Source organism: Leptospira perdikensis (assembly GCF_004769575.1).
Taxonomy (GTDB): domain Bacteria; phylum Spirochaetota; class Leptospiria; order Leptospirales; family Leptospiraceae; genus Leptospira_A; species Leptospira_A perdikensis.
On the sequence record NZ_RQGA01000003.1, the window covers coordinates 401044 to 418392 of the forward strand.

General features: G+C 38.0%; 14 protein-coding genes and 1 pseudogene. 5 read left to right on the forward strand and 10 right to left on the reverse strand.

Annotated features, from left to right (window positions below; genetic code table 11):
• Positions 1-5: 5 nt before the first annotated feature.
• A complete protein-coding gene (locus tag EHQ49_RS03235; RefSeq protein WP_135576288.1) occupies positions 6-992 on the forward strand; it encodes a sulfite exporter TauE/SafE family protein in 987 nt (328 codons plus the stop codon).
• 34 nt (positions 993-1026) lie between these two features.
• Here EHQ49_RS03235 and EHQ49_RS03240 read toward each other — a convergent pair whose 3' ends face one another.
• The gene (locus tag EHQ49_RS03240) at positions 1027-2211 is read right to left on the reverse strand and encodes an Acg family FMN-binding oxidoreductase (protein ID WP_135576289.1); all 1185 of its coding nucleotides are present in this window, start codon (positions 2209-2211) and stop codon (positions 1027-1029) included.
• A gap of 52 nt (positions 2212-2263) precedes the next feature.
• On the opposite strand from EHQ49_RS03240, the gene EHQ49_RS03245 reads away from it, so the two are divergent.
• Complete coding sequence (locus EHQ49_RS03245; protein WP_135576291.1) at positions 2264-2938, forward strand: DsbA family oxidoreductase; 675 nt, start codon at positions 2264-2266, stop codon at positions 2936-2938.
• Between the two features lie 63 nt (positions 2939-3001).
• Positions 3002-6088 carry an efflux RND transporter permease subunit gene (locus EHQ49_RS03250; RefSeq protein ID WP_135576293.1) on the forward strand — a complete coding sequence of 1029 codons (3087 nt, stop codon included), beginning with the start codon at positions 3002-3004 and terminating at the stop codon, positions 6086-6088.
• Here the strand turns inward: EHQ49_RS03250 and EHQ49_RS03255 are convergent, their stop codons facing one another.
• Positions 6089-7120 carry a DUF2804 domain-containing protein gene (locus EHQ49_RS03255; protein WP_135576295.1) on the reverse strand — a complete coding sequence of 344 codons (1032 nt, stop codon included), beginning with the start codon at positions 7118-7120 and terminating at the stop codon, positions 6089-6091.
• Positions 7121-7252: 132 nt separating this feature from the next.
• Here EHQ49_RS03255 and EHQ49_RS03260 point away from each other — a divergent pair, with 132 nt between their 5' ends.
• Positions 7253-9010, forward strand: coding sequence for a GMC oxidoreductase (locus EHQ49_RS03260; RefSeq protein ID WP_135576297.1), 1758 nt, complete (start codon positions 7253-7255; stop codon positions 9008-9010).
• Positions 9007-9918, forward strand: coding sequence for an ankyrin repeat domain-containing protein (locus EHQ49_RS03265; protein ID WP_135576299.1), 912 nt, complete (start codon positions 9007-9009; stop codon positions 9916-9918). Before EHQ49_RS03260 ends, EHQ49_RS03265 begins: the two co-directional genes overlap by 4 nt.
• A 29-nt stretch (positions 9919-9947) precedes the next feature.
• Here the strand turns inward: EHQ49_RS03265 and EHQ49_RS03270 are convergent, their stop codons facing one another.
• The 8 genes and pseudogenes from EHQ49_RS03270 to rpmH all read right to left on the reverse strand — a co-directional run bounded on the left by EHQ49_RS03270 (position 9948) and on the right by rpmH (position 16794).
• Positions 9948-11582 carry a hypothetical protein gene (locus EHQ49_RS03270; protein WP_135576301.1) on the reverse strand — a complete coding sequence of 545 codons (1635 nt, stop codon included), beginning with the start codon at positions 11580-11582 and terminating at the stop codon, positions 9948-9950.
• A 65-nt stretch (positions 11583-11647) separates the two neighbouring features.
• Positions 11648-11899 carry a hypothetical protein gene (locus EHQ49_RS03275; protein ID WP_135576303.1) on the reverse strand — a complete coding sequence of 84 codons (252 nt, stop codon included), beginning with the start codon at positions 11897-11899 and terminating at the stop codon, positions 11648-11650.
• Between the two features lie 80 nt (positions 11900-11979).
• The gene (gene mnmE, locus EHQ49_RS03280; RefSeq protein WP_135576305.1) at positions 11980-13365 is read right to left on the reverse strand and encodes a tRNA uridine-5-carboxymethylaminomethyl(34) synthesis GTPase MnmE; all 1386 of its coding nucleotides are present in this window, start codon (positions 13363-13365) and stop codon (positions 11980-11982) included.
• Entirely contained in the window at positions 13358-14089 is a 732-nt protein-coding gene (jag, locus tag EHQ49_RS03285; protein WP_004784914.1) for an RNA-binding cell elongation regulator Jag/EloR, read from the reverse strand. Before jag ends, mnmE begins: the two co-directional genes overlap by 8 nt.
• A gap of 28 nt (positions 14090-14117) precedes the next feature.
• Positions 14118-16073, reverse strand: coding sequence for a membrane protein insertase YidC (yidC, locus tag EHQ49_RS03290; protein WP_208732153.1), 1956 nt, complete (start codon positions 16071-16073; stop codon positions 14118-14120).
• Between the two features lie 3 nt (positions 16074-16076).
• The gene (gene yidD, locus EHQ49_RS03295; protein ID WP_135576307.1) at positions 16077-16304 is read right to left on the reverse strand and encodes a membrane protein insertion efficiency factor YidD; all 228 of its coding nucleotides are present in this window, start codon (positions 16302-16304) and stop codon (positions 16077-16079) included.
• Positions 16301-16606, reverse strand: a pseudogene (rnpA, locus tag EHQ49_RS03300) (ribonuclease P protein component); the annotation flags it as partial. The gene yidD and the pseudogene rnpA, both read right to left, overlap by 4 nt.
• A 26-nt stretch (positions 16607-16632) precedes the next feature.
• Positions 16633-16794 carry a 50S ribosomal protein L34 gene (gene rpmH / locus EHQ49_RS03305; RefSeq protein ID WP_135576311.1) on the reverse strand — a complete coding sequence of 54 codons (162 nt, stop codon included), beginning with the start codon at positions 16792-16794 and terminating at the stop codon, positions 16633-16635.
• Positions 16795-17349: the final 555 nt, after the last annotated feature.

The window sequence follows — 17349 nt, forward strand, 5'->3', positions numbered from 1 at the left end:
AGCCATTGGATTTCAACTTTCAAATTTATCATGACTTTGTCTGGGGATTTTGGCCTGGACTGGTTGTTGTATTTGGAGTTGGGTTCTTTGTTGGTTATTTAGCATCCTTTTTGGGACTCGGGGGAGGGTTTATCTACACTCCCTTCTTTCATAGTTTCTTTCACCTTACGGCAGTTCAAGCAGTTGCCGTTTCTTTGGCACAGATGCCGGTCTCTTCTCTTTCTGGCCTTTTTGTGTATCACAAAAACAATAAAATCAGATGGAAACAAGGGTTTTTATTGTTATGTACATCGATTCCTTCCGCACAGTATACCGCTTATAAGTTCGGAAGATTTGAAGATACAGAATTCGGCAAACAGTTGTACTATGGGATTCCATTATCAGAATTCATTTACCTGATAGTATTTACATTTTTTTTGGGAATCCTTGCCATTTATAATTTGATTACGGCTTTAAAGAGAAGGAAAAAATACTACCAATCTTTGGAAATGTTGTCTGAAAATTCGCATCCAACTCCGATAGTTGCATCCGAAAGATCTGATTCGAATTCCAAACCTGGTTCAAACGCAAATCTGTCAGTATCAACTCAAAAGAATCATACAGAAACCTTTTCTTATTCCCGCAAATCGGTTTTGATTGTTCTAATTACAGGAATCTTTTTTGGTTTGTTTTCTTCTCTTTTTGGGATCGGTGGTGGATTCCTTGCTGTTCCTCTTTTTGTGTATTACTTTCGAATGAGCCCTGTGGAAGCAGTTGCCACTTCCTTTCTAGGGATTTTTCTCACATCCTTTGGAACGAGTATTATGTTTTTTTTCCAAGGTAAATTGCATTTGGAACTTGCACTCATTGGAAGTTTCGGAGGGATCTTTGGTGCGAGAATTGGCTCCCTAAAAGCAGTGAATGCCAAACCTTATAGTATCTTACTTGTGACAGCTGTTTTCCAATTTTTAGTAGTGATTTGGTACGTAATCGGAAAACTTCCTAAATTCTAATTTGTTAGAAAAATACAACGATAGTGAAGTATACTTAAATCATAAAACTTTTGATTTCTCGTCTCGGAGAATCATAATCGTAAGAACTCCTTCCCATCCGCGCAATCAATTGGATTTGTTCATTTTGTTTTAAACCGAGTAGAGTTTTTAATTGTTCGGTGAAGACTCTACTTTCTGGATAATCTTCTACCGATTGGTTCATTGTGTGGAAGGCAATATTTCTTACTGCGCAGGCTAAACTGACGCGCATAAAATCTCGTCCTGTTTCAATCCAAGTGCCTTCGTCATCAGATTTTTTTGTAATCACAAAAACGAGAGCCTTAGAAGAATACACTTGGTTTTGGAACATTTGGATTCCGGCAGCTTTAGAAGATTCGGAATGCCAAGTTTCTTTTGATAAATCGACAAAGAATGTTTTGGCAAACCAAAGTTTGATTCCCGAAAGTCCATTGCCTTCAAGAGTGAGTCCATCTCGTTTGTTATAGATGTCTTCTTGGGAAACACGAAACCACTTTCGATTCAGTTCATTTGATTCTGTACGATTGGTTTCCATGGCAAAAGCTGCATCCAGTATCGGAAGGATAGATTCTAATTGTTTAGGATCATTGATAAAGAGTAATTGGTGTCGGCTTGGACCCATTAACATTTTTAAGTCATCAATTTCTTCGTTAGTAATGATCTCTCCCGAATAAACGGAACGATTCATACGACGGTTTGGAATTCCGGAAAATAAAAAGTCATGAACACATTTTGATTTAGGAAAAATTGCAAATTTTGCCACTGGGTTTAAGTGAAAGGTTTTTGGACCTGGTTTTCCTTTGGGGAAATAAGTGATTTTGGTATCAAACATTAGTTTATCGGCCGTTAGATGAGCTAATTCCAAAAAAGTACCTTGGGTATGAAAGAACTGGCGATTGCGAGAATCGATTTCTGGAAGTTGTTTGTCTGCGTCACCAAAAAGTAAAAATTCTGAATCGGAAACCCGTCTGATTTTCCAAGGTTGGGAATTGTGGGAATTGGGAGCAAGCAGGGCTGTTATGAGGATCTGGTCCAAGGGTTTGGTAAATCCAAGTGACTCAGCGTATTCCAAGGGGTCTTTTCTGTGGTTCTGGGAATCCTTGGCGGTATAGGCGTACAATTTGGTTTGTAATGTAGAAAGGGAAACCATGGCGCCAGTGGCAAAACTATTCCATAAAAATCTTTTTCTTGTGAGCTTCATTATTTTCCCTTTTATGGTTCTAGATCTCAATTGGATGGGAGTCTAATCTAAAATGTCAACCAACTCTGAACCTTTTTCCATTGATATCGTATCTGATGTAGCTTGCCCTTGGTGTTATGTAGGGAAAAAGAAACTCGAGTTGGCTCTCCAAACAGTCGGAGACAAAATCGATCCACAAGTTCGATGGAGACCTTTCCAATTGTCCCCAGAAATTCCAGAATCTGGAATTGATTACAAAGAACACCTAACGCAAAAATTCGGAAGTTTAGACAGGTTGGATGGTGCATGGCAACGTCTGACAGAAATTGGAAAAGGAATTGGGATTTCTTTTCAATTCGATGCAATTCCTAAAGCTACCAATACACTTGTACTACACGCTCTGGTTGCAGGTCTTTCTACTCTAGAAGAACAAGCTAAGTTAGTCGATTTATTCTTTGCTGCTAACTTTACTGAAGGAAAAGATCTTACTGATAAAGAAGTTGTTTGGAAAGTAGCAGAGCCTGTTTATAAAGACCGTACAAAATTTGATTCCGTATTTGCTGATCCAGAACTCAAAGAACATATCCGACAAGAAATTCTTTATTACCATCAAAATGGGATTAGCGGTGTTCCGTATTTCATTGTGGGTGGTAAGTATGCTGTCAGTGGAGCACAAGATCCTTCTGTTTTTGTGGAAGTGATTGAGACAGTATTAAAAGAACGCGAGTCAGAAAAACAAAGTCAATAACTTTCTATTTCACCTTGACCGAACATTCAATATTTTTAGGTTGATTCTAATCGAATTATATTTATGAAAAAAATTATACATTTCTTCGTCTACAAACCATTAGTCGCCAACTTGGTTTTTATCTTTCTCTTCCTTGCTGGAATGATCTCTGTTCTTTCTATGAAACGAGAGGCATTCCCTCGGGTAAACTTTCGCCAAGTACGTGTTCTCACCGTATATCCTGGAGCTAGTCCAGTGGATGTGGAGAAAAAAGTTACCATTCCCATTGAAGAGAAATTACGGGAAGTAGAAGGATTGGACTCAGTTCGATCCATCTCTCGTAATTCCGAATCTGATATCAGTATCAAAATTGATTTAGAACACAATAACCCTGATGGTGTTGTGAACGATATCCGACGTGCTGTAGATCGTGTGACTAATTTACCGACACAGGTTAAGGATCGTCCCATTGTTACTGAACAAAAGAGCTCCAACTTTCCTGTATTAGAGATAGCGATTCATGGTGCAATGAATGAGATGGAACTTCAAGAAATGGGACGTTTCATTGAAGATGAAATGCGGAAAGTTTCTGGAGTATCTCGTGTCGATGCTTTTGGGAAAAGAAAGGAAGAATGGCGCATTCGTGTCGATCCTGATTTAAAGAAACGTTATACACTTGGTTTTTCAGATATCATCAACGCCATTTCAAAAAGAAATATTAGTGTTCCTGCGGGATCTTTTTTAAGACCGATTACCCAAGACATTCGTGTCACTGGTGAAATTAGTGAAATCAACGATATTAAAAATATCCCCATTCGTTCGAATGAAACAGGTAATACGATTCTTTTATCACAAGTTGCCAATGTAAAAGATACCTATGAAAGACCAAGGGTTGTAGCCGTTGTCAATGGAGAACCTGCTTATGTTTTACAAATCATCAAAAAAGACAGTGCGGACATCATTCGAACTGTAGAAGCAGTTCAAGAACGAATTGCTGAGTTAAAAAAACAAATACCAGCAAACATTCAGTTTACGGAACTGAACAACGAAGGGGCTCGGGCGATCAAACGATTGGATGTGGTGATCACTAACTCATTACAAGGTTTGTTTTTAGTTGTTTTAGTGTTAATTCTCTTTTTCAGTCTTAAGGATTCACTACTTACCAGTCTTTCTTTGCCATTGACATTGTTTGCGACAACGATTGCATTCCCTATTTTTGATGTTTCCTTTAACTTGGTGTCCATGCTTGGGATTATCATTTCTCTTGGTATGTTAGTTGATAACAGTATTATCATATCAGAGAACATCTATAAATACAGATCTAAAAAAATGGATTCTAAGGAAGCTGCCGTACTTGGTGCTAGCGAGTTATTTGTTCCTATCATTGGATCTTATTTAACCACAGTAGCAGCTTTTTTACCGATGGCATTTATGTCAGGTATTATGGGTAAATTCATTTGGCAAATACCGTTCATGGTAATTGTAGCTTTGACTTTATCATTGTTTGAGTCGTTTTTGTTACTTCCTGTTCGTTATGCACAGTTCACATCACACGAAGTTAAAAAACGTTCGAAACATCGCGAAAAATTTCGTTCAGTTTTAGAAAATGGATTTGAATCTTTAAAATCTGGTTTCACCAATTTTATTACGAAGGTAGTGAACCGTCCATTCATCGCCCTTGGATCCATTCTCATAGTATTTTTATCTTCTTGTGGCCTTGTGGGACTCATGAATTTCAATTTGTTTCCGAAGGAAGGAATTGATTATGTTATGGTTCGGGCTGAGTTTCCTCCAGATTTTTCTTCGCAGGAAACCACAAAACAACTGCAATACTTCCAACCAATTTTAGATAGAATTCCTAAATCGGAAGTTCAAAGTATCATATTAAAAATTGGAATTCAACAGACAGATCCAACAGATCCACTCACTCGGATTGGTGAACAATTAGGAATGGCTCAGATCATTTTGGTTCCAGAAACAGAACGAAAACGAACGGCCCAAGAGATATTTGGTGAATTGGAACCGGATTTAAAAAAACTTCCGGGTGCTGTATCTGTAATGGTAGATTTAGTTGTGAACGGTCCACCAATTGGAGCGGCTGTGACTGTGGCCATTGAAGGTCGCGATTATAAAACTTTGAAACAAATTTCAAATGAGATGCAAGGTTTCTTAAAAAAACAAGAAGGTGTCATCAACATCAATGATGATTACAAACCGGGTAGAGAAGAAATACAAATTCGAGTAAAGGATACTGCCTCAGCCATTACGGGAATTGACACAGAAATTACAGCTTATTATGTTCGAACAGCTATGGAGGGACTAGAAGCATCTAACTTTCGTAAGGGTAAAGATGAAGTAAAGATAGTCATTCAGAATGATGATCAGTTTCGCGATGGATTGGAAGATTTGGATTCCATTCAAATTTCCAATAAATTTGGTCTACTAACACCGATTACTGCTGTTACTACAAAAACAAGAGTCCAAGGAATAGAAGCCTTGTATCATAATGATTATGAAAAGGCCATTACCGTACTTGCGGATGTAGATGAGGCAAAAACAAGTTCAACCATTGTAAATGGGAAGATTGTGGAAGAGTTCGGAAATATTGGTAAAAAGTATCCTGGTTATAAAATCAAATTCCGGGGGGAACAAGAAGAAACTGCCAAGTCTATGGTTTCTCTTCTTACCGCTGGTGTTTTGGCTTTTTTTGGGATATTTGCCATCCTTGCGATCATCTTCAATAGTATCAAAAAACCAGTCCTTATTTTGTTATCGATTCCTTTAGGTTTTGTGGGTGTGGTATTTGGATTTTTGATTTCGGGTAAGGCTCTTAGTTTTCTTGCTATGATTGGTATCATTGGACTTGCGGGAGTTATTGTAAACGCCTCAATCGTACTTGTGGACACCATTCAAGAATTCCAAGCGAGAGGGGAAGGGTTATATGATTCTCTCATCCATGCTTCCTCAGAAAGATTCAGACCCATTTTGGTGACAACCCTCACTACGATGGCCGGTATGATTCCTACGGCCTATGCAATTGGTGGATCAGATCCACTTCTCATTCCTATGACACTTTCTTTGGCTTGGGGACTTGGATTTGGAACCTTTGGTTCTCTTATCTTTATCCCTGCAAGTTTCTCTGCTTATTACAAATTAAAGAAAAGAAAGTAGTTAGTAATGATTCAGAACATCTTCGGCAAAACCGAGGGTGTTCTCCAGTTTCAATTTTTTTCCATTATCTAAAACCACAGTTCCGTTAAAAGTTCCAAATACTTGGTGTTGCACCGTTTTAATGATTAAAAAATTCATATAAGAATTTCTATCGACTATCGGTGTGAAATCTAATTCCAAACGATTGTTATTCGAAATAAATTTCCAGGGAGCCATGTAGTTTTTGGTATCAATGATAAAATCCACTTCCTCTAGTTTATGAATTTTACCATCATAAAGAATGATGTTTTCAGAAGCAGGACTTCGGTCTGTAAATCCATAGCCTAAATTGAGACCAAATGGTTTCCCATCTACCCAAGCCGAGAGTGAACTCCAATACCATCTGTTTTTATAAGTCCAAACTCCTCGACCCCAATCCAAAGCCCCGAAGTCTTTTTTGGAATCAAATTGATACGTAGTATTTCCAACGAACACTTTTCCGGAAGCAGGCATACAATTGATTTTAGTATTATAGTAAAATGCTTTTCTGTTCTCTTTCCAAGATGTTGCGATATTCATCGATTCCATTTTAGGTTCGGTAAGTTCAATTTTTCCTTTGATACCTTTGGTCCCATCAGGTGCTTCAAAAGATTTGGATTCAAATTCTAAAATTCGTTTTCCGTTTATGACTTCAAATCGGAGTTTCAGTTTTTTATCTTCAAACTGAACGAGTCCGCTACTACTGACTCGTGGAAATCCTGTTTTGCCAAGAGGCAAAACAGAAAGAGTGTCAATTTGTTTGAATGTTCCTCGTTTGAAATCTAAAAAACAAATAGCAAATAATCCCGCATAACCCAAATCAGATGCCGTTAGTGTGATTCCAAATTCTTTTGTAGGTGATAAAATAGAGTAATAATCCCATTCCTTGATTTTTAATGCAGAGGCAGCAATACTTTCACGGTTATAAGTCCAAAAAGGAGACCTAGCCCAACCTTCTTCCGTAAGGGTTCCATCAGTTTTTAATAAAGGGATTTGTTTTTTTATTTCAGGCATGAACCGATTCAAAAGGATAAATCACTTTCGGCGAGAAGTTTTTGTTAGAATCATTAAGACCGAATTGACAGGAATTGAATTCCATTGCAGACTCGGTTTCGCTTACGCACTGCAAACAAGGAAAAACGAACCATGAGTCAATCCATTCCAAAAGAACAAAATTATGATTATGACTTTATTATCGTAGGGTCTGGTTTTGGAGGATCTGTTTCCGCTTATCGGTTATCACAAAAAGGTTATAAGGTTTTAGTGATTGAATCAGGAAAAAGATGGAAATCAACCGACTTCCCTAAAACCAATTGGAGTCTTCGTAAGTACTTATGGATGCCAAAGTTAGGTTTTTATGGAATTCAAAGAATCAACTTACTCAATGATTTTTTACTTGTGAGTGGGGCAGGTGTGGGTGGTGGTTCGTTAGTTTATGCTTGTACGTTATATGTTCCTTCATCTAAAGTATTAAACTCTCCTTTGTATTCCAAAATGGGTGGAGAAAAATCATTATTACCATATTATGATGTTGCAAAGCATATGCTTGGTGTAACAGAGAACCCACAACTTTGGGAACCGGATCAAATTTTGTTAGAAACTGCCAAAACCTTTGGTAAAGAAGATACTTTCCGAAGAACTCCCGTGGGAATTTATTTTGGTAACAAAAAAGATTCTAAGGATCCTTTTTTTGGAGGGGACGGTCCTGATCGTGATCCTTGTAATTTTTGTGGTGGTTGTATGGTGGGTTGTCGTCATAACGCGAAAAACACTCTCGACAAAAACTATTTGTATTTAGCAGAAAAGTTGGGAGCTGTTATCCTTCCAGAAACCAAAGTCACTTCTCTCATTCCTCTAAATGAAAAAGGAATTCCTGATCCAGAAGCCAGTGGTGAGTTCGGATATGAATTAGAATCAAACAGCACAACAGGTTGGTTTGGTTATCCGAAAAAAAAGTTTCGATCCAAACAAGTAGTTCTTTCTGCCGGTGTGATGGGAACGGTTGGACTTCTACTCAAAATGCAATTTGAAAATAAAATGATTCGTTTGTCTGAAAAGTTAGGTGATACTGTTCGTACCAATAGTGAAACCGTATTACCGGTTACAGTTCCTGCAAGTAAGGGTGTTGATTATTCTCGTGGGATTGCGATCACATCTTCTGTCCATCCCGATGAAAATACTCATATTGAACCGGTTCGGTATTCCAAAGGATCGGATTTTTTTGCTCTCCTTGCGAGTGTGATGACCGATGGGGGAGGGAAGTTTCCTAGACCTCTTAAATTTTTTTGGACAATGTTTCGCCATCCAATTTATTTTTTAAAAGCACATAACCCCGTTGGGTTTGCAAAAAACTCTATCATCTTACTTGTGATGCAAACTGTTGATAATAGCGTACGACTTGTTCGTAAAAGGCGAATCATTTGGCCTTTCCAAAGAACCATCACATCCGCGCTTTCGAAGGGGGAACCAACACCAACTTATATCCCGATTGCCAATGCGTTTACAAGGAAACTCGCAGAGATAGTGGGTGGGATTCCTCGTAGTTCTTTCAATGACACTCTTCTCAGTGCCCCTTTGACAGGTCATATCATGGGCGGTTGTATTGTTGCTGACTCAACTGAACGTGGTGTGATCGATATGGAAAACAAAGTGTTTGGATACGAGAACTTACGTGTTTGTGACGCATCAATGCTTACTGTGAACTTAGGTGTGAACCCTAGTTTGACCATCACAGCTCTTTCGGAACGAGCCATGAGTTTTGTTCCTACCAAGGATAAAACAGCGATCCAATTTTTATCTTTTGAAACCAAAAAAGGTTTTGATAAAATCCTTGGTTCGATTCCGAAAAATCCTTCTGTTAAAAAATCGACTCCTGTGAGGAAACGTTTATCATTACCTAAATGAGTTTGATAGACATAGCCAAATCAGGCAGTATTGAAGAATGGGATGCCGAGATCAGTGCGGGTGCCGATCCGAATGAATTAGATTCTTATGGAACGAATGCTCTCTCCTGGATGTTAAAGATGGAGAGTGCGGAACTCTTTCGTCATGCCATCCAAAGAGGGGCCGATCCTTCTTCTCCTTATCGCACTCCAGGCAATGTCATCTTTGATGTGATCAACCAAAACAAAGAATCCTTTCTGCAAATTTTAGTGGAGACAGTTTCCGTTTGGAAAAATTCAAATCACCTTCTCACAAGAGATAAAAACGGGAACACAATCTTTCATTTGGCAGTTCTTGAATCAGCAGAACCTCTTTGGGAGGTTTTGGAAAATTCATTATCAGAAGAGATTGTTTTTTTACGAAATGAAGAGGGACGATCTATATTTTTAGAAGCAACTATAGAAGACCGAATGGAGATAACCACCAATCTTCTATCAAAGTTCCCAAATTGTATCCAACAGATGGATCATGAAGGAAAAACGGCTCTTCATTTAGTTGTCGAAAGAAACTTACATGAGTTATGTTCTTATCTTTTGGAAGAAGGGAATGTTTCCTTGGAAACAAAAGATAATTTGGGTAATACAGCTTTGTTTTTATCTGCTTCTGCCGATGCCGTTGAATGTATGACTGACCTTCTCCATGCCGGTGCCAATCCTTTTGTTTGGGGAGAAAATGAGGAATCAATCACAAGGTTACTGGATCGTGAAAAATTTGGTCACTCGTTTAAAACTTGGAAAGACTTTGTGATCCAAAAAGCAATCCTCGGCGCGGGGTATTTACGCCGAGAAGAAATGATCGAATTTCTTCGAAAAGAAAAACCATTCAAACCAGAAGAGCTAACCAAAGCGAAGTTAGTCGATCTGATCTGATTTTATCTCTTTTGATTAGATCAAGTTTTTTACTTTTGCGGAGTGGAATCATCTCCCAAAAATTTAGGTCCATAATTTCCTTCGCGATCGGAATAGGCCCGATCGGTTTTGGGACTTTCAAACGTATAGTGTTGTTCTATATTGGTTTTGAAAGGAGCATTTTCTGGAGATTCACCGTATTGGTGTAACTCTCTAATCCTCAAATCGGATCTGGGATGTTTTCCAAGTCTTCCTTGAAACCGAAAGAAGGAGGATAATTTTGGATCTACCTTATGGTGGCCGTCAGGATCTTTGTCTGCTGGTTGGCCTATCCATCCTGGTTCTTCCCACGCCACAAGCCTTTCGATTCTACTTTTGATCATTTTGCGTGCATCCACATAACGAGTTGGTTCGGGAAGGTCCTTACATTCACAATCATCCAATGCGGCTGTTGTATCCGTGATTCCTGAACCAATTTTAACATTGGTTAAATCTTTTTCCGAAAGTTCTTTGGGAATGATGAGAATCGAGTTTTCTGGATCAAAACTAGGAAATACATCCCAAGGATCCGAAATATAATTAAAGAGTGCATTCCCTGCATGAAGTTTAACCGTATAACCACCATATGCTGATGTTGGATTCCCACCATCGGAGCCCATATTTCCTTTGGCCACATAAAGGATCGGATGATTTTTTAAGGAGTTGATATTTCGAAAATCAGTATCGAGAAGGATATGATCATGACCTGTGAGTAAAATTCGTTTTGGTTTTCCATCTTTTGAAACCAGTAGAGCATACGATTCTAAGTCACCTTGGTGGATATTACCAAACTTGGTTGGCCCTTCGTTCCAATCATACCAAATCCAATAGGAGATGACGATATCTCCATTCCCAACTCCATACCAATAGTTACCGTTGTCTCTAAATCCAGGCAGAGCTTCCTTTTGTGTTCCCGATACGGTGGCATTGGCATTACGCACATGATAGTACAAATGTGTTTGTTTATCTGTTTCTCTAAGGTCAGGAAATTCCACATAATTCCAAGTAGTTTGGCCTGTTGTTTTACGGCGGATGTCTTTATTTGGAAGAGTGTATTCTTTTGACTGAAAATAATTTGCATACTTTTCGATATTCGTCGGTAAGTATTTTTTATCTTTGTGAAAGACAAGGATGGGAGCAAATTTAGATGCTAACTCTTCTTGTTTTCGATTTGGGATCAAGTTCTCTTGGCTTACAAAAGTAAACTCATGTGTTATCTTGGGATTTTTAGAAAACGAATCTGTATTTTGAATCCAAAATGGATTATGACCTGGTGAATATTTTCCGTAAACTTTTTGGATTCCTTCTAAGCGGATAGAAAGATTTGTCCACTGGTTTGGAATCAAACCTTGAAAGTTCATTTGGTCAGTGGACGATTGGATCGGTTTTGTGTTTTTATGTGATTGGATTGATACAGGCGTATAACAGTCTTTAGCTGTTAAGTTAGGACAATGATAAAATTGAAGTGAGTAAGATATTGTTTCCCCAATTAATTCTTTGGGAATGGATTTTAATTTGAATTGGAACTGAATGGAAATTGGATTAACAATTTCGGATTCTTTTCCACTAGAACTAGAGCAGGAATTGGCAAAAAATAAAAAGAGGATGAGTGTGAGGAAGGTGGTTGTTTTAGTGATTGGTTTCATTTGGGGTTTTTAGATATAAAAAAACCCCTGTTTCCAGGGGTTTTTGGTTTGAGATGAGACTTAGATTACTCTGCGTCTTTTTTTGCTTTTTTCTCTTTTTTGGCTTTCTTAGCTTTTTTAGCCTTCTTCTCGCCATGTTTGTTATTCTTTTTCTCTTTTTTCTCGCCGTCTTTATTATTGATTTTTTCTTTTTTAGGTTTAACGGTTTCAGAAGCTTCATCAGCTTGCATAGTAGGTTCTTCGTCTGCTTCTGTTTGAGCAAAAACACCAAAAGTGCTGAAAGAGAAAATAGAGAGAATCACAAGAAATTTTTTCATTTTTTACCTCGTATGGAATGTGCACCAATTAGATACTATTTGGATGATTAAACAATCGTAAATTTTGAGGTTTTTGTGAATTATTTACCCACACAAAATTTACTAAAAATTCTGCCGAGAATTTCTTCATTCTCCACATGGCCGTTAACTTCACCAATTTCTTTGAGGCAGGAATTGATTTCTTGTATATAAATTTCGGCAGGAGCTTCGTTTTCCATCAGCCGAATAGCTTCTGATAAACTAGATTCTATTTTTTGAATATGATATCTTTGTCTATCTTCTAACAAAATAATATCTTCTGAACTATCTTGGGAAGTGAGTTTAGATTTTAATAGTTCCAATAAACCAGGGATTCCTTGTTTTGTCTTACAAGAGATTTCTATAAATTCTAACTGAAATTCTTTTTGTAGGTTTTCGAAATCGTTAGGATTCCAATCTTTATTTTTTTCATCGATTTTATTGGCAACAACGATGGAACTATGTAGTCTTTCTTTATGTTTTTCTAAAAAAGAACTTCTGTCGAATGGGAGGGAGGTATCGATAAGAAGTAATTTTACATTAGCACTGTCTGCTTCTCGTTTACTTCTTTCAATTCCCATCTGTTCAATATTATCTGATGTTTCTCTAATCCCAGCCGTATCCACAAGTCGAATAGGAATTCCATCCAAACTCAATTCTTCAGCAATATAGTCTCTGGTGGTACCAGGAATATCCGATATAATGGATCGGTCTTTTCCTATAAGTAAGTTCATTAAGCTCGACTTGCCCGTGTTTGGCTCTCCAAATAAAACAACTGTTGATTGTAAAATCAAAGTTTCCGCTCTCTCTGAATCTCGAATCAATTTAGAACAAAGGCTCTTAAGTGAGACCATCCGATTTTTTCGTTCTTCCAAACTTTCAAAGGTTAAGTCTTCTGTGGAAAAATCTATTTCCGCTTCACATTCTGCTTTCAACGAAATGAGATCACTTCTGATTTTGGAACTTAACTTTGTGATTTCACCAAAAACATTTTTTTGTGCTAATTCTAATTCATATCGAGAGCGAGCTTCGATGAGCCTACCAATAGCTTCTGCACCGGATAAATTGATTTTTCCATTTAAGTAGGCTCGTTTGGTAAACTCACCTTTCTGAGCAGGCCTTGCTCCTTTTTCAAAAAGAATTTGTAAGGCACGTTTGAGAAGAATTGGATTTCCATGTAAATGGAACTCTGCTAAATCTTCGCCTGTATATGAGTTAGGTGCCGGAAAGTAAAAAAATACAATTTGGTCTAATGGTTTTTCTGAATCTATAAAATCACAGAAGATGGCAGTGCGTTTTTGGTTTGAAATAAATTCTTCTGTGAGAGGAGATCCGTTCTTTTGGAGAACGGCAAGGACAATGGGTAATACGGCAGAGCCCGATACCCGAAGGATGCCAATCGCTCCGGGCCCTGAGGCTGTGGACAATGCCGCAATGGTATCAATCAAGATCTTCTTGATCTACTCCATCTGCAAAGTCTTCTACAGGAAGGCCTTTTTTAGATGGATCTTCCAAATCTTTGTATTTATGTTTTTCTTTTGCAGAGATAACACGAACTCTTTTGAAAGTTCCATTTCCTTCGGATCTAGTGAACACTCTTTCATCTTCTTGGATTGCCATATGAACAATTCTTCGTTCAAATGGGTTCATTGGATCTAATAGTTTTGATCTTCCAGATTTGATGACCGATGCTGCAACCGATTTTGCCAATCGAATGAGAGATAACTCGCGTTTATCGCGATAAGATTCAATATCCAAAACAATTTTTCGGTTATGGCGAATTTTTGGATCTACCATTAGGTTCAGAAGGAATTGAAGAGAATCTAAAGTGCCCCCTCTTTTTCCAATAATGAGTCCTGATTCTTTACTAGTGAGTTCAACATAGATTTTTCCATCTACATCACCCATTCCAACAACCTCAGCAGGGATCCCCATTTTTTTCAAAATAGTAATGATCACTCCATGAATGATTTTTTCGGATGGGATGTCGTTGTTGGCAACGAATGCTCGTACAACGGCTGGTTTTTTTTGTGTGATTCCTAAAAATCCGGATTTTCCGGAATCAACTACTTCGAATCGTAAATCGCCTGGTTGGAGGCGAAGAGTTTCTAGAGAATATTCTTCCGCCTCACTTTTAGTTTTTCCTTCGGCTTCGAAAATGTAATTATTCATCTGTGATCTTCCTTGTTAAACAATGATTTCATTTTTTCTTTTTGTTCTGGTTTCTAAATCCAGGTCTTGCAACCGCTGAAGCGTTGTTTGCTGGTTCTGGTCCATTATTCTTTGGTTTTTTATCTTCCGATTTTCCAAACTTGTTCGTATACACTTGTTGTGCGATGGACAGAATATTTTGCATTGTCCAATACATAGTAACACCGGCAGGCATTGACCAGAAGAAATATAACATGATGACTGGCATCATATACATCATCATCTTTTGATTCGGGTCGGTAGATACAGTTGTCATTCGCGACTGAACCACTTGAGTTGCTACCATGATGAGTGGTAAGATATTGATAGCAAGGGCACCAATAAAGGCTAGTTTTGGAGTTGTATAAACCGTATCTGGTTCACTTAAATCTTTGATCCATAGGAATGGAGAATTCCAAAGATCTACAGTATCAGAAAACGCAGTATAAAGTGCAATAAAGATCGGGATTTGGATGAGCATTGGAAGGCAACCCGCCATTGGATTGGTTCCATTCTTTTTGTATAACTCAATGGTTTTTTCTTGTTTGAGTTTTGGATCGTCTGCATATTTTTCATTAATGAGTTTGATTTGCGGAGATAACTCCTGCATCTTCTTCATCGACTCCGCTTGTTTTTTGTTCAGCGGATAAAATGCTAACTTGAAGAGAATTGCAAATATTACGATCGCCCAACCATAATTAGGAATAACCAAATAGATCTTTTTTAGAATCCAGACAATACCGTTTCTTAGAGGAGTGGTAATCCCTTGATTGAAAGATTTGTCTAAAGAATCACTTAGTCCAACAAAGGTAGAATCTTTATTGAGTTTTGGATCTAATGAACTGTCGCGGAAAGCAGTTCCGTCAAGTTCTCTGACACCGACATAGGCCGCATAATCCAAGTTTACTTCTTCCCCGGAACCAAGTTTCCAGTTGTCATAAACTAAAAGAACTCCCGTTTCATTTCCTTTGCGATTATCGAGAAGTACTCCAGCGGGTTTATCATTTAATGGATCGATGACTCCAATGAAGTAACGACTTCCTGTTCCCACAAAGTCCACTCTGTCATTCGAACCTTTTTTGATCTCGTAACGAGTGTCTTTCCCATCATTCGAACCAAAGAAGTTATCAAAGAATCCTTGTGTGGTTGTTCCATCTACGTGGTCTTTAAAACTTCCATCCAAATAATAATAACGGAAGTAATGAGCATTGTCGCGGTCATTAAAATCTTCTTTTTTCTTAAGTACTGGTCCAAGAGAACTAAAAGATCTAAAATATACATCTGACTTTGAAGATGAAATATTGATCGTTTCGTTTGTTTTGTTTTTTAGTGTTAAATGAAATTTGAAATAATTTTCTGAAGGGAAAAATTGAAATTTCTTTTGGATAGTAAATTTCCCGTCTAACGAAGGTGCTTCGAAGATAATAGTTTTTGTTTCGGGGTTGTAATTTGAACTAAAGTTTACTAAGTTATATGCAGAATAAGGAATTGTATCTTTATCTTCGATGATATTGAAGTCAAAACCTTGTCCTCTTGTCAGTTCTACTGCCTTTTCTTTTTTCCCATCAAATTCGATTTCGAACTTAGGGTCTTTTGCAACAGCAAATTCTGAACCATCTGGTTCTTTATGGTCTTTAATATAATATTCAGTGATTCTTCCACCTAAACTAGAAAAACGAACCAAAAAGGAATCAGTTTTTAAAGAAAAAGTTTTTACATCTTCTTGTTTCACCGGACTCAGTTTCGTTGTTTCTGTTGTTGGTTTTTTTAATTCTGCTTTTTGATCCGTAGTTGTCCCGTTAGCTTTTTCTTTTTCAGAGGTTTCCTTCTTGGAAACTTCATCAGCCGTTTTGGGTTTCGGTGTTTGTGGTGGAAAGAAGAAATAGTTTATCCCCATCCATACAGCTAAACTAAGGAATAGTGCTAGGAATAAACGACTTTGTCTGTTAGTGGAATCATTTTGCATAAGTTAACTCTTGTTAAAAGATTTCGGTAATGGGTCATGCCCACCTTCGTGAAAAGGATGGCATTTAGAAATTCGAATGACACTAAGAACAAATGCTTTATACCATGGATAGGTTTCAAACGCTTGTTTGGCGTATTCGGAACAACTGGGGGTAAACCGGCAAGCCGGAGGCAATAGGGGGGACAGCAGTTTTTTGTAGAGATAAATAAGAACTAAAAACAGCCGATTCATGGAAATTGTTTTAGAACCGAAAGGAATAAAACCTCGCGGTCTTCCTTAGATAACTTCGCAAATTCTTTTTGAACCAGTAGTGCACAGTCGTATCCCACAGGTAACAAAGAAAGATGTTTCCGAACCAGTTCTCGGAGAATTCGTTTGGAACGGTTACGTTCAACGGCTGTTTTGTGAGTTTTATCGGGGCAAAATAAAAAACTGGCAAACGGAAGGCCGTTTTTTCGAACAAGCCATCGCATCGGTGGCCTGCCCATTTTACGATTCTGTCGAAAGAGTTCCTGGATCCTGGTTTGGTCGTGAAGGGTCTCCGAAGGAAGCTCCTAAATTAGAACTTTCTCCCGATTTTTTCGTCGGAAACAGTCAATTTAGCGCGTCCTTTTCTTCTTCTTGCGGAAATCACATTTCTTCCGCCTGGGGTAGCCATTCTGGCTCGGAATCCGTGAGTTCTCACGCGTTTAATTTTACTCGGTTGGAATGTACGTTTCATGAAACACCTAATTAATCTATATATGATCGCAAAAATATGAGGTCTTTTGAAAGGTTTTTGGTACCCCCATGGAAGTCAAGGGGAATTGGGAAAAATGATTGGACACCGACTTTCTTATGAGACATAAGGCAAAAACATTCACTTTCGGGTGAGAGACTTACTTTTTTGCATACCTTTCTTTGGGGATTGGCTCGGCGAGCGGGATAGGGAAACTGAATAGGGTTTGCTTTTGTCGTAAATTGGAAACTGAGTTAGCTTTTACATCATCCTTCTTTTGAAAGCGAATTACTTTATCGCGTTGTTTTCGTTCGAAACTGGGTTACCTTTTACATTCCCTTTCTTTTGAAAGCGAATTACTTTGTCCTGTCGTTTTCGTTCGAAACTGGGTTAGCTTTTACATTCCCTTTCTTTTGAAAGCGAATTACTTTGTCCTGTCGTTTTCGTTCGAAAGCGAGTTACCCTTTTCTCGATGATTTCATCCTTTTCTTATCCATCTTTTTATTGGTTTTCAGAATCTTAGCTGTAAACGAAACATTCTTCTATGATGGGTAAAAG